11 protein-coding genes are annotated in these 13,684 nt (G+C 65.9%); 1 reads left to right on the top strand and 10 read right to left on the bottom strand.

The window, feature by feature from the left end:
- Window positions 1-87 precede the first annotated feature (87 nt).
- From A3M7_RS0127710 to ubiE, 8 genes are all read right to left on the bottom strand, one after another.
- Window positions 88-810: a nucleotidyltransferase family protein gene (locus tag A3M7_RS0127710; RefSeq protein ID WP_027546847.1), complete on the bottom strand. Its 723-nt coding sequence runs from the start codon at window positions 808-810 to the stop codon at window positions 88-90.
- Between the two features lie 190 nt (window positions 811-1,000).
- Window positions 1,001-1,318 (bottom strand): PilZ domain-containing protein, encoded by a 318-nt coding sequence (locus A3M7_RS0127705; RefSeq protein WP_027546846.1) that lies wholly within the window; start codon window positions 1,316-1,318, stop codon window positions 1,001-1,003.
- Window positions 1,319-1,405: 87 nt separating this feature from the next.
- Window positions 1,406-2,938 carry a tRNA (adenosine(37)-N6)-threonylcarbamoyltransferase complex ATPase subunit type 1 TsaE gene (gene tsaE / locus A3M7_RS0127700; protein WP_027546845.1) on the bottom strand — a complete coding sequence of 511 codons (1,533 nt, stop codon included), beginning with the start codon at window positions 2,936-2,938 and terminating at the stop codon, window positions 1,406-1,408.
- Window positions 2,935-5,439, bottom strand: coding sequence for a PAS domain-containing sensor histidine kinase (locus A3M7_RS0127695; RefSeq protein WP_027546844.1), 2,505 nt, complete (start codon window positions 5,437-5,439; stop codon window positions 2,935-2,937). Before A3M7_RS0127695 ends, tsaE begins: the two co-directional genes overlap by 4 nt.
- A gap of 190 nt (window positions 5,440-5,629) precedes the next feature.
- Window positions 5,630-6,088, bottom strand: a complete 459-nt coding sequence (gene dut, locus A3M7_RS0127690) for a dUTP diphosphatase (protein ID WP_027546843.1) — start codon at window positions 6,086-6,088, stop codon at window positions 5,630-5,632.
- On the bottom strand, window positions 6,085-7,524 hold the full coding sequence (gene coaBC, locus A3M7_RS0127685; RefSeq protein ID WP_027546842.1) for a bifunctional phosphopantothenoylcysteine decarboxylase/phosphopantothenate--cysteine ligase CoaBC: 1,440 nt from the start codon (window positions 7,522-7,524) through the stop codon (window positions 6,085-6,087). The genes dut and coaBC overlap by 4 nt, the downstream gene beginning before the upstream one ends.
- Before the next feature lie 57 nt (window positions 7,525-7,581).
- Window positions 7,582-9,156 (bottom strand): 2-polyprenylphenol 6-hydroxylase, encoded by a 1,575-nt coding sequence (gene ubiB, locus A3M7_RS0127680; RefSeq protein ID WP_027546841.1) that lies wholly within the window; start codon window positions 9,154-9,156, stop codon window positions 7,582-7,584.
- On the bottom strand, window positions 9,153-9,914 hold the full coding sequence (ubiE, locus tag A3M7_RS0127675) for a bifunctional demethylmenaquinone methyltransferase/2-methoxy-6-polyprenyl-1,4-benzoquinol methylase UbiE (RefSeq protein WP_027546840.1): 762 nt from the start codon (window positions 9,912-9,914) through the stop codon (window positions 9,153-9,155). The genes ubiB and ubiE overlap by 4 nt, the downstream gene beginning before the upstream one ends.
- Before the next feature lie 82 nt (window positions 9,915-9,996).
- Between ubiE and mutM the strand changes: the two genes are divergently transcribed.
- Entirely contained in the window at window positions 9,997-10,878 is an 882-nt protein-coding gene (gene mutM / locus A3M7_RS0127670; protein WP_027546839.1) for a bifunctional DNA-formamidopyrimidine glycosylase/DNA-(apurinic or apyrimidinic site) lyase, read from the top strand.
- Window positions 10,879-11,107: 229 nt separating this feature from the next.
- Here the strand turns inward: mutM and A3M7_RS0127665 are convergent, their stop codons facing one another.
- Window positions 11,108-11,851 (bottom strand): ParA family protein, encoded by a 744-nt coding sequence (locus tag A3M7_RS0127665; protein ID WP_027546838.1) that lies wholly within the window; start codon window positions 11,849-11,851, stop codon window positions 11,108-11,110.
- A 243-nt stretch (window positions 11,852-12,094) separates the two neighbouring features.
- Window positions 12,095-13,456 (bottom strand): serine protease, encoded by a 1,362-nt coding sequence (locus tag A3M7_RS0127660; protein ID WP_027546837.1) that lies wholly within the window; start codon window positions 13,454-13,456, stop codon window positions 12,095-12,097.
- Between the last annotated feature and the right edge of the window lie 228 nt (window positions 13,457-13,684).

Genomic DNA, 13,684 nt, shown 5'->3' with positions numbered 1-13,684 from the left:
GTCATTCCGGGGCGATGCGAAGCATCGAACCCGGAATCTCGAGATTCCGGGTTCGCGCTTACGCGCGCCCCGGAATGACGGGAAGCCCTACGCCACGCTCTCCAGAAACGCCTCTTCCGCGGCATGTACCGCGTCAGGCGTGCCGACATGCATCCAGACGCCGTCGAGGCGCAGGCCGAACAGGCGCTCCTGCTCGTTGGCGCGGTCGAACATCTTGGTCAGCGAGAACTCGCCCTGCGGCGCATCGGCGAAGATCGAGGGCGACAGGATCGCCGCGCCGGCATAGACGAACGGAACGACCTCTTTCTCCTTGCGCTTGCGCAAGGCCCCGTCGGGCAGCATGCCGTAATCGCCACGGCCGCTATAGCCGATGCTGGTCGCCGTCGGCGCCATCAAGAGCAGGATGTCCATCCGTGCGGGATCGAAGTTTTCGGCGAGCCGCGTCAGGTTGGAGCGCACGCCGTCGATCCACAGCGTGTCGGAATTGACATGGAAGAACGGTGCGTTGCCGAGCAGCGGCAGCGCCTTGACCACGCCGCCGCCGGTGCCGAGCACCTGATCGCGTTCGTCCGAAATGGTGACGCGCGGTTGCTGGCGCGATGCGACGTGATCGATGATCTGGTCCGGCAGGTAGTGCACATTGACCACCGCCTCGGTCACGCCGGCCTGGCCGAGCTTGTCGAGCACGTGGTCGAGCAGGGGCTGGCCCGCCACCGGCACCATCGGCTTCGGCATCTTGTCCGTCAACGGACGCATGCGCAGGCCGAACCCTGCGGCGAGCACCATGGCTTTGGTCGGTTTGACGGACATCGTTTGCCTTCTCAGACTCGTCTTTCTCAGCCTCGGGGACTCAGAACCCCTGAAATTACGCTCGGAATTACGCTCGAAATTGCCCTTGGAATTCGCGTTCGCAGCAATCCTAGCACGGCCCTCATTCAGCCGCACCGCATCTCAACCGCCTTAACCACCCGCCGTGACGGTTGTGCGACGGGTGTGGCCGTTACGCCCCGACGGATGCGGAACGGGCCTTTTTCTTCTTGTCGCCGAGCTTGAGGAAATTGACGCCGATCTGGTCGCCATTGACCCAGGCCAGCTCGCATCGCCGGTACGCGAGTCCGGTGGACGACAGCAGGAGAAAGAATTCCTTCAGATGCAGGCCCTCGACCGAACCGTCGATGGTCAGCTTGGCGCCGCTCTCGGAGACGTCTTCCATGGTGCAGTCGCGCCGCCACGTGCCGTCGATCCCCATCATCTGGGCCGGAATTCCGCGTTCGAAAACAACCCGGCTGTTGCCGCGCTGGTCCGTCTTTACCGCCATCTGTCCCGCTCCAGCCCGGCAAGTATCCGGCTGCCTCGCCGCCAGAATACCGACGTCTTGGCTAACAGCCGGTAAATCGGGCCCGAATCAGCCTTCAGGCAGCCCTTGGGGCGGCGGGACGCAGGCAAGATACCAGTCGCGCAAATGGGCGAGCGCGGGATGCGCCAGCGAACGCTGGAGATAGGTCCAGATCCGCGGCTGGTGGCGCAGGTAATGCGGCTTGCCGTCGCGGCGGTTGAGCCGGGCGAAGGTGCCGAGCAGGCGGGTGTTCCGCTGCGCCGACATGATGGCGTAGAGCTCGGCGAAACCGGCCGGATCGAAGCTCGCATCGGCGGCGCGGCGCGCCTTGATGTAGCGCGACAACAGCGTCAGCTCGAGATTCTCGGGCACGTCGATGCGGGCGTCCTGGAGCAGCGACACCACGTCGTAGGATCGTGGCCCCAGCACGGTGTCCTGGAAATCGATCACGCCGACGCGTTCGATGCCGGTGCGCATCCCGAGCCAGATCAAATTGGGCGAGTGAAAGTCGCGGATGATCCACGTCTTCGGCGCGGCCAGCGGCTTCTTCAGCAGCTCGCGCCACATCGCAAGGAATTCCGCGCGCTTCGCCTCGCTCAGTGGCGCGTTGCGATCGGGCAGATACCACTCCGGCATCAATCCGATTTCGATCAGCATCGCCTCGGCGTCGAAGACCGGAATGGCGTAGGTCTGCCCGTCCAGCGGCAGCGTCTCCGGCAGCGTCTTGCCGTGCAGCACGGCGAGCACATCGGTCGCTGCCTCGTAACGCTCGGCGATCGGGCGCGGCGGGTCGCCTTCGATCACGCCTTCGCTGCCAAAATCCTCGGTGATGAGGAAGCCCTGGTCGAGATCGCAGTGATGGATCGCGGGCGCAGAGATTCCTTGTGCGCGCAGGCCTTCGTCGATGGCGACGAAGGGCCTGACGTTCTCGGCGAGATGCACCGCGGCGCTGTAGGATCTTCCGTTATAGAGCGCCGCGCCGTCGGGGCGCTGCGGAAAGTTCATGAGGATGACGATCTCGTCGTCGCGCACCAGCCGCGCGTAGGAGCGTGTCGAGGCGTCGCCGTTCATGCGCCGCCGCGTCGCGTCGAGATAGCCGGATGCGTCGAGGAATTCGCGCAGCGCCTTCAGACGCGCGACCTGGGCTGCGCCCTTGCCGTAACCGGTGATGTCGGCCGCGCGCGCATTCGAGCCGAGAGCCGGACGATGCGTGAGCGCGATGTCGATGCGATCCGCGGGCATCGCCGACGGCGCACGCTCCGGCCATTCGATCAGGACAAGCGTGGCGTCCGGCAGCGGCGACAGCCCGATCTCCTCGAGCTCGCTCTCGTCCTCGACCCGGTAGAGGTCGGCATGCATGACCGGGAACGGCGGCAGCTCATAACCCTGCACCAGGGTGAAGGTCGGGCTCGGCACTTCCAGCGCGTCGTCAGCGGCGAGGTAGCGGATCATGGCGCGCGCGGCCGCGGTCTTGCCGGCGCCGAGGTCGCCCGTGAGCGTGATGACATCGCCCGGGCCGACCAGCAGCGCGAGATCGGCCATCAGTTGCGCGGTGGCCGTCTCGTTGTGAAGCGCGACGGAGAATGTGGTTGGCGCGCTCATTCGGCGGCGTCGCGATGCGCCGCCCGGTCGGTCGGGAAGTCGCAGATCACGACCGTGCCCCTGCCCACGATCGAATCCACCCGCACCTTGCCGCCATGCAGCTCGACGAAGGAGCGCACCAGCGACAGGCCGAGCCCGGCGCCGCGGTGACGCGACCCCTGCGAGCGGCTTTCGAACCAGTTGAACACCTTGTCCTTCATGTCGGCAGGTATTCCAGGCCCGGAATCTGTCACAGTGAAGACCACACTGTGCTCGGTGCGGCGCGCGCTGAGGCCGACGGTGGAATCCTGTGGAGAAAACCCGACGGCGTTGGCGAGGAGGTTATAGAGCACCTGCACCACGCGCTTTTCGTCGCCGATGAAGCTGCCGATATCGGGCGCGATCTCGACCTTCAGGCGGATACGGTCGGTGGCGAGCCGGTCCTGGATGCCTTCGGCGGCGAGCTCGATGGCCTTGCTGACGTCGACCGGCCCGAGTTCCAGCTTCATCGCACCGGCGTCGATGGTGGCGAGATCGAGGATGTTGTTGGTCAGCGCCAGCAGCGCGTTGGTCGATTTGGTGACGTAGTCGAGATATTCGGCCTGTTTCGGCGTCAGCGGTCCGGTCGAGGGATCGCTGAGGAAATGCGCAAAACCGATGATGGTGGTGAGCGGCGAGCGCAGCTCGTAGGAGACGTGGTGGACGAAATCCACCTTCATCTGGTCGGCGGTCTCCAGCGCCTCGTTGCGCTCGCGCAGCGCGCGCTCGACGTTTTCGGTGTCGGTGATGTCCTGGAACGTCAGCATGGTCGCGCCGTCATGCAGCGGCCGGATCATGCCGTCGAGCACGCTGCCGTCCTTGCGCTCCAGCTTCAGCGGCACGTCGGCGCGGCTCTCGATCGAGGTGACGGCCTCGCGGATCTGCCGCCAGACCACGGGGTCGTCGAACAGCTGATGGCACCAGCCTTCGACGGTCTGGATGTGCGGCTCGTCGCGCATCGCGTCGCTCGACAGCTTCCACATCCGGACGAAGGCCGGGTTGAACAGCTGCGCCTTGCCGTTGCTGCCGAACACCGCGACGCCCTCGGCGAGGCTGTCCAGCGTCTCGCGCTGGACGCGGATCATGCCGTCGAAGCGGCGGGCGAGCTCGAGGCTCTCGGTGACGTCGTCGAACAGATAAGTGACGCCGCCTTCCGGGTTCGGCGTGGTGACGACGGAGAGGGCGCGGCCATCAGGCAGGTACCAGGTGTCCTTGGCGGCCTCGACCGCGCGATACGCCTCGTGCAGCTTGGCCTTCCAGGCGCGGAAGTCGGGCTGCTCCGGCAGTTTTCGCGCGGCACGGAGCTGGTCCAGCACGCTGGAATCATCGGGATCGGCGTCGAGGAACGAGCGGTCGAGGTCCCACAGCCGGCGGTAAGAATCGTTGTAGAAGGCGAGGCGCCGCTGGCCGTCGAACACGGCGACGCCGGAGGAGAGCTGGTCGAGCGTGCGGCGATGCGCCTCCGCCATCCGCACCAGCGCCGAGCTCAGCGCATCCGCCTCGCTGGCGTCGATCGCGACGCCGACGCTGCCGCTGCCGACATTGACGCCGCGCACGTCGTAGATGCGCCGCTCGCCGCCGATCACGATCGGCAGCCGGGAGGTGAAATTGGTCGCGTCCTTCAGTCCCCGTTCCATCGCGCTGCGGTCGGCGCTGTCGAGCAGCTCGAGCTTGCGCTCCTGGGCGTCTCTGAAGTTCGCAGCCTCGGTCGCACGGACATAGGCCGGGTTGGCGAAAGTGAGCGCGCCGTTCTCACTCTTGGCCCAGATCGGCCAGGGCGCCGCCGCAGCGAAGCCGCGCAGCATCTCGGTCTCGTCGGAGAGCGCCTTGTAACGCAGATTGGTCTCGGCCAGATCGCGGCGGAGGCCCGAGAGTTCGCGAATCCTGACAATGGCCTGGCCGCCGATGGCGCGGCCGATGGCCTCCAACGTATGGCCATGCGCGGTGGTCAGCGTCAGCTGGAACCCGTCGCCGCGGTCGCGCAGCGCATCCACGGCGTGGTCCATCTGGAGGGCGGGTTCCGGCGGCAGCCAGGTTCCGAAGGCGAGCACGCGCTGCGGGGAGGAGTCGCGCGGCAGCACCATCGAGATGTCGCCGGAAATCTGCGCGCGATGGTCACCGGCCGGCCAGGAGATCAGGATCTGCGGCTCGGCGAACAGCAGCGCGCCGAAACGGTCGGCCTGGAGTTGCAGTTCCCCGATCCGCGCGCGCAGCCGCGCCTCGCTGTTCGCCGTGCGCACGCGCGTGCGCATCAACAGGATCGCGGCCACCACCGAGAAGCCGAGCAGCGCCAGCGCGGTGGCGAGCACCGCGAGTTCCTGCCGGTTGAAGTCCAGCAATTCCGAGAGTGTGTCGACAAAGTCGGCGGCCTCAGCCGGCGCAGCCGGCAGCAGCGCCGCGAGAGCGCTCCCGATCAGGCCGTTGCGCACGAGCGATGTGCACGACAGCAGCGTCCGACGCATCGACACGATCACGCCTGACATAGTTGCCCCAAGATCGCACGAATTTGCGCGCGGCGACCCCCGTCGCGCGCGAATCAAACGACAATACCCTCACCGCGACTCCAGCGGTAAGAGTCCAGATCGTGAACGCAAAGGCGGTCTTACAAAAATGCCGGGTGCGCGGTTCCCGGTTCACGTAATTCTGCGGTGATTCGGTTGGAGTTACCGTGCGTTAGCGGCCGGTCGAGCCGAAGCCGCCGGCGCCGCGATCGGTCGCAGACAAGGTCGCCACGGGAACCAGCGCGGCCTGCACCACCGGCGCGATCACCATCTGCGCGATGCGCTCGCCGCGCTTGATCACGAAGGGGGCCGCGCCGTGGTTGATCAGGATCACCTTGATCTCGCCGCGGTAGTCCGCGTCGACGGTTCCGGGCGAATTCAGCACCGTGACGCCGTGCTTGGCGGCAAGCCCCGAGCGCGGCCGCACCTGCGCCTCGTGCCCGGGCGGCAACGCGATCGCAAGTCCCGTCGGCACCAGCGCATATTGGCCGGATGCAAGCGTCAGCGGCTCGCTGTCCGGAACCGCGGCCATCAGATCGAGACCGGCGGCCTCCGCCGTCTGATAGGCCGGCAGCGGCAGGCCGTCGGCGTGGGCGAGCTGCTGCAGTTCGACGGTGACCTTGGTGCTCAAGATGCGGACTCCAGGGATTTGTCGGTCACGCTCCTTGCGACATGCGCGACCAGTTCGATGGCGACCTGTTCCTTGGTCATCGCCGGCCAGGAATCAACTGCAATCTCTCCATCCCTGCGACTAATCAAATGCACGGTGTTGCGGTCGCCGCCCATCACGCCGGTCGCCGGTGAGACGTCGTTGGCGACGATCCAGTCGCAGCCCTTGCGGGCAAGCTTGGATTTGGCGTTGTCGATGAGGTGCTCGGTCTCGGCGGCGAAGCCGATCACAAGCGGCGGGCGCTTGTCGGTCAGCTTCGAGATCGTGGCGAGGATGTCGGGGTTCTCGACCAGCTGAAGCGGCGGCATGCCGGCCGAGGTCTTCTTCAGCTTCTGCTCGCCTTCATTGGCGACACGCCAGTCGGCGACCGCGGCGGCGAAGATCGCGATGTCGGCGGGAAGGGCCGCCTGCACCTGCTCCAGCATCTGCCGCGCCGATTCCACATGCTTCACCGTCACGCCCTGGGGGTCCCCAAGATCGACCGGGCCGCTCACCAGGATCACCTCGGCGCCGGCGGCCTGTGCGGCAGCGGCGATGGCAAAGCCCTGCTTGCCGGAGGAGCGGTTGGCGATGTAGCGCACCGGATCGATCGGCTCGTGGGTAGGGCCCGCAGTGATCAGCACGCGCTTGCCCGCAAGCGGACGCGGCACCGGCGGCCGCAGCAGGCGCTCGGTGGCGGCGGCGATCTCGATTGCCTCGGACATGCGGCCGATGCCGGCTTCGCCAGCTTCGGCCATCTCGCCGGAATTCGGCCCGATCAGCACCACGCCGTCGCGCTGGAGCAAGCCAACGTTGCGACGCGTCGCCGCGTTGTTCCACATCAGCGGATTCATCGCCGGCGCCAGCAGCACCTTGCGGTTGGTCGCGAGCAGGATGGCGCTGGCGAGGTCGTCGGCATGGCCGTTCGCCATCTTGGCCATCAGGTCGGCGGTGGCGGGGGCGACCACGATCAAATCGCAGTCACGCGCCAGGCGGATATGGCCGGCGTCGAACTCGCTCTGGGGATCGAACAGGTCGGTATAGACGCGCTCATGCGAGAGGGCGCTGACCGAGAGCGGCGTGACGAATTGCTGCGCGGCCTTGGTCAGCACGCAGCGGACCTCGATGCGCCGCTCCTTCAGCCTCCGGATCAGGTCGAGCGATTTAAAGGCCGCGATCCCGCCGCCGATGATCAGGGTGACGCTGGCTTCGGGAAGGGCACCGGTGCGCTGAGGCACCGGAGCGGTGGATGCCGCCGGCGGCACCGCAAACGGCGTCAGCGGCTCCTCACGGCCCTCGATCAGCTCCCGCAGGATGACCCGGACCTCTTCCTCGACGGACCTGTGGTTCTTGGCCGAACGCAGCCGCAGATAGGTTTTGACACCCTCGTCGAGCTTGCGGATGGTCAGGCTTGCCATGACGCCCCTCCAGCACGGAATGATAGCGATGCTATCATTCACATGATTGCAGTGCAATCATAGATTCCGGACGGCGATCAGGATCCCGATGAAGGTCGCGGCGATGATCCAGAGCGCCACGGTGCGCCAGCGGTTCTTGCGGCCCTCGCTGCGGCCCATCGCCGCGATGCTCTCCGGCGACAGCCGGATACCCTCCCGCGTCATGGTCTCGAGCTGCTCGAGCACGGCGACCGAGCGCTGCGCGATGTCGGGCAGGCGCATCAGCACGCGGGCGAGATCGCCGCCGCCGGAAATCGCGCCCTGCACCCGGCCGATCGGTCCGAGATTGCGCTCGATCCATTCCCGCACCACGGGGTCGGCGACCTTCCAGATGTCGAGCCTGGGGTCGAAGACGCGCGCGACGCCTTCGACCACCACCATGGTCTTCTGCAGCAGGATCAGCTCGGGCCGTGTCGTCATGTCGAACAGGCCGGTGACCTCGAGCAGCAGCGTCAGCAGCCGCGCCATCGAGATCTCCTCGGCGGTGCGGTTGTGGATCGGCTCGCCGATGGCGCGGATCGCTTGCGCGAAATTCTCGACCGAGTGGTGCGCAGGCACGTAGCCCGCTTCGAAATGCACCTCGGCGACGCGGCGATAATCGCGCGTGATGAAGCCGAGCAGGATTTCGGCGAGGAAGCGCCGCTCCTTCATCCCGAGCCGGCCCATGATGCCGAAATCGACCGCGACGAGGCGGCCGGTATCGTCCAGGAACAAATTGCCGGGATGCATGTCGGCATGGAAGAAGCCGTCGCGCAGCGCGTGGCGCAGAAAACTCTGGATCACCTTGCGGCCGAGATCGGGCAGATCGACCTGGGCTTCTTTCAGGCGCTTGTGATCGTTCAGCGCGATGCCGTCGATCCACTCCATCGTCAGCACGTTATGCGTGGTGCGGTCCCAATCGACGGTCGGCACGCGGAAATCAGGATCGTCGCGGGTGTTCTCCGCCATCTCCGACAGCGCCGCGGCTTCCAGCCGCAGATCCATCTCCATCGCGACCGAGCGCGACATGGTGTTGATGACCTCGATGAGGCGCAGGCGCCGCGCCTCGGACGAATAGGCCTCGGCCTTGTACGCGACGAAGAAGAAATCGGAGAGATCGCGGCGGAAGCGCGAGGCGACGTTGGGCCGCAGCACCTTGACCGCGACCGACTTGGAAATGCCGTCGCGCAGGACTTCCCCGCGATGCACCTGTGCGATCGAAGCGGCGGCGACCGCCGGGCCGAAGCTCGTGAACACATCTTTCAGCGGGCGCTCCAGCGAGGTCGCGATCGCTGCTTCCGCTTCTTCCTGCGAAAACGGCGGCAGGCGATCCTGGAGACTTTCCAGATCGCGCGCCATGATGAAGCCGACGACGTCGGGGCGCGTGGCCAGAAACTGCCCGAGCTTGAGATAGGCCGGGCCCATCCGGGTCAGCGCGCGCGATAGTCGCGGTCCGTGCTTTGGACCGCGCCGTTCGATGATGCGCGCAAGCTTCAGCGCGAGCTGCCCGGGCGGCGGCACCAGGCTCGGATCGACGGAGCCGAACACGCCCTCGCGCGCGAACACGAACGCAGCGCGCATCAGGCGCGCAGTGTGGGTGATGGCAGAAATCACAAACGCCAGCCCGAATGCAGTGCGACGATGCCGCCGGACAATATCTGCCAGTTCACGCGGGCGAAGCCGGCGTCGCGGATCATGTCGGCGAAGGCGTGGGGCTTGGGAAACTTGCGGATCGATTCGACGAGATATTGGTAGGATTCGGCATCGCCCGTGATCATGCGGCCGAGCGGCGGGATCACCTTGAACGAGAACAGGTCATAGAGCTTGTCGAGGCCAGGCATCTCGACGGTCGAGAACTCCAGGCACAGGAAGCGGCTGCCGGGCCTCAGCACGCGATAGGCCTCGCGCAGCGCCAGGTCGATCTGCGGCACGTTTCGAATGCCGAAAGCGATCGTATATGCGTCGAAGCTGCGGTCGGCAAAAGCGAGCGCTTCGGCATTGCCTTCGACGAAATCGACCTGGGTCTCGAGATGGCGCTTGGCGGCGCGCTCGCGGCCCACGGCAAGCATGTCGGAATTGATGTCGCAGACCGTGGCGTGAAAGCCGGGGCCGCCCGCCTTGGCGGCGCGGAACGAAATGTCACCGGTGCCGCCGGCGACGTCGAGCAACGCGAACGGCCGGTCGCCCCTCGGCGGATCCAGCGCGTTGATCATGATGTCCTTCCAGACCCGGTGCAGGCCACCGGACATCAGGTCGTTCATCAGGTCATAGCGCGACGCAACGCTGTGAAACACATCGTTCACCAGCGTCTGCTTGTCCCCCAGGGGAACGTCCCTGAAGCCAAAATGCGTGGTTTCGCCCGGCCGATCCATTACTCTACTCCACGAGGCGGACCATAGCGTGCCCGCCGCAATGGCGCTATCACACCGCCCTCATAAGGTGAATGCCTGAACCATGCCTGAATTGCCCGAAGTCGAGACCGTCCGCCGCGGCCTTCAGCCCGTCATGGAGGGTGCGAAAATCGTCGTCGCGGAGGCCCGCCGGCCGGACTTGCGCTTTCCGTTCCAGCCGGATTTCGTGGCCCGGCTCCAGGGGCAGGTCGTCACCGGCCTTGGCCGCCGCGCAAAATATCTCATGGCCGATCTGGCCTCCGGCGACGTGCTCCTGATGCATCTGGGCATGTCGGGCTCGTTTCGCGTCATCAAACCGGACAATGAGGCCGCACCTGGCGAGTTTCACTATCCGCGTGGCAAAGACACCACCCATGACCACGTGCTGTTTCGGATGTCCTCGGGCGCCGACATCGTCTTCAACGATCCGCGCCGCTTCGGTTACATGAAAGTGATCGCGCGCAACGCGCTCGAAGATGAGCCGCTGTTGCGCGGCCTCGGCCCCGAGCCGCTCGGCAACGAATTCGATGCCGCGATGCTGGCGCGATCCTGCGAAGGCAAGACCACGAGCCTGAAGGCCGCGCTGCTCGACCAGCGCGTGGTGGCCGGGCTCGGCAACATCTATGTCTGCGAGGCCTTGCATCGCTCGCATCTGTCGCCGCGCCGGATCGCCGCGACGCTGTCGACCAGGAAGGGCGAGCCGACAGACCATGCGAAGAGATTGGTCGGTGCGATCCACACCGTGCTGAACGACGCCATCAAGGCCGGCGGCTCGTCACTGCGCGACCATCGCCAGACCACAGGCGAGCTCGGCTACTTCCAGCATTCGTTCAAGGTCTATGACCGCGAAGGCGAGACCTGCAAGACGCCTGCTTGCGGCGGCACGATCAAGCGCTTCAACCAGAACGGCCGTTCGACCTTCTGGTGTCGGAAATGTCAGAAGTGACGCAGCACCGTAGCCCGGATGGAAGGAGCCGTCATTGCGAGCGCAGCGAAGCAATCCAGAATCCCTCCGCGGAAAGACTCTGGATTGCTTCGCTGCGCTCGCAATGACGGGTGGATGGGGTCTCCCAAAAACGCGAAGCGAAGCAATCCGGCCGGGCTGGTGGCCGGATTGTTTCGCCGCTGGAGCCTTCCGGATGGTGAAGGGCCGGCTGCCTGAGCGATCGCCCCGCTCAGGACGCCAGTATCGTGGTCTCGTCCGCCGCAAGCTCGGTGGCGGCATGCAGCATGCCGTCCGTGGCCGAGATGACCTGGTCGATCAGGACATTGGTCGTGGCGCTGAGCTCGAGCCGGGTCTCGATCCACTGCCAGAGGCCGCGGATCTCATCCGCCGACTTGCCGTTCGGCGCGAATTCGCTGACGGCGTGGCCGCTGGCGAGTGAATCCTGGTGGTCGTTGCGCATCGCGATCAGCGGACGCGCGAGCACCTCGGTGAGATCGAGCGCAGCTTCCTCAGCGAGCGTGTTGGCGGCATTGTCGATGCGCTGGCCGCGGATCGGCGTCTGGTTCAGCACGAAGCTGTAGGGCCGCTTCCAGGCGCGCGCGACGCTCAGCGTCGAGGCGGTCGCCTCGATGTCGGCGACGCTCGGGCGGGCCGGGATCAGGCAGAGGTCGGAATGGCGGATCGCAGCGGTGGTCGCGGCGCTGAGTCCGGCCGCGGTGTCGACGATCGCAAGCTGCAGGCCGCTGTCAGCCAGCATGTTCAGGCGAGGCCCGATGTCGGCGGCGTGATAGATCGGCTCGACCACGAGATCCTCGGTAGTGCGACGGCGCAGCCAGTTGGACAGGGTGCCCTGCGGGTCGGTCTCGATCAGGCGGACGGTGAAGCCGGCCTGCTTGGCCGCCAGCGCGAGGCCGATGGCAAGCGTGCTCTTGCCGCTGCCACCCTTTTGGGTGGCCAGTACGATCGTGTGCATGGAAGATAAATCCTTTGGAGTGCCTGGGTCAGGAATACGCCACGCGAACGTGCATCGCTTCTGGATGCTGAGCTCTTCTCGCTCAGGACGTGCCGGCCCGATCCAAAGGGATCGCGGAAGTCCGAATCAACGGTAACAATGATGGCGGAATCGGGAATGCCAGCTAATCCGTACCATTACTGGACCCGTAGTCGTACGTGCGATGTGCGCCGATGGACACGAGAGATTGTGATGGTCGCCCGGCTACTTCCGCACGCAGATGACACGGACGACGGCCGCCTTCGCATCCGTTGACGTGCCGTTCGCCGTGACGTCGTTGGCCTTCATGAAATCGCGCACCGTCTCCGCTGAGACCATCACGGCCTGCGATGCCGGCACCGACGTCGCGGGTCCCGCCACCATCGCCGGCTTCAGCAGCGCGATGCCGGCGAATTTGCCGTCGGCGTCGATCGCGGGGCTGCCGGAAAATCCGACCGCCGGTGGCGGCGACAGTGCGGAATCGCTGCTCGTGACCGGCGCCAGCGCGCCCTTGACGCTCGAGACCCCGGCCGCGCCGCCCTGGCTTTGCGGATCGGCGATGCCGATGACGTCGACATTCGTCTTCGCTCCGCCGCCAGCGAGGCTGAGCGGCTTCAGGCCGCGGGCGCCGTAGATGTGCAAGAGCGCGAGATCGTGCTCCTTGTCCTCGGCAAGACGATCGGCGCTGCCGTAGCCGGCGATGGTGATCGCAAGACAGCTGTCGGTGACGAGGCGGTCGGTGAGGATCGCGCCGTCGTCGCTGACGACGATGCCGGTGCCGTATTCGACGGTCTTGCGCGGTGCCGGTCCGGCTTGCGGTCCCGACGGAAACGCATTGAACGCGCTCGACATCGCGATCACGACCGGCTCGACCGTGTTCTCGGTCGCCTGGTCGTAGAGGATCGTCATGATGCGGACCTCGTCGCCCTTGAAGGTGCCGCGCACGTAGAATTTCTTCAGGCCCTGGAGACCGGACAGCACGAAGAAGTCGGGTTTCACCACGGTGTAGTCGATCTTGCGGCCGGCCGGCTCCTTCTTCTCGGCGTCCGCGAGCTTCGCCGTAGTGGGGTTCGCCTCCTTGCGCCGGCTGAGCAGCACCTGCACCGTTCCGGTCGGCGAGGTCCATTTCGAGCCGGTGGCGTCGGTCGCCTGCTGCGGCACCAGTTTGCCGGGAATACCGAGCCGGGCGCCGCTGGTCGGCTCCATCACGATCTTCCAGCCGACGCTGTCCTGTTTCCGCCGCGCAGTCTCGGCAAGCGCGGCGCGCTCCTGCGGATTGAGCACGCCGGTCGGCTTGCCGCCCTTGTTCTTCTGGTACTCCTTGATGGCATTGACCATGCGCTCGCTGACGTCGCCGGTGATGGCGCCGTTATATTGGCCGACCCAGGCGAGGTCGGACTGGAGCGACAGGCGTTCGGCCTGCGCCATGGCATCTGCGGTTTCCGACGCTGTTTGAAGTGCGGGCGGGCGGATCGGAACGGTCTGGACCGTCTTCGGCTTGGTGCCGGGGATCTGCGGCGTCGTCATCTGGGCGTTCGCGCCTGTGGCAGCCGCAAACATCAGTGTTGCCGCAAGCATCGATCTCATGACAAATCCAGCCAGCCCATTGAACGCAATGCCATTGAAGCACATCTCGTTGGTCGCGAACAATCTCGGGGTGGTTCAGGCCTGCGGGCAGGCCGGATCCTCATCTGAGAGGACGTGAGTGTTACGGAGTCATTCCGGGGCGATGCGAAGCATCGAACCCGGAATCTCGAGATTCCGGGTTCGATGCTTCGCATCGCCCCGGAATGACAGTGTGTGCGACTTCCGCGC

The sequence above is a fragment of the Bradyrhizobium sp. WSM2254 genome, assembly GCF_000472645.1.
Taxonomy (GTDB): Bacteria; Pseudomonadota; Alphaproteobacteria; order Rhizobiales; family Xanthobacteraceae; genus Bradyrhizobium; species Bradyrhizobium niftali.
Note: the sequence above shows the minus strand (reverse complement) of the source record. Positions and strands in the feature narration are given on the sequence as shown.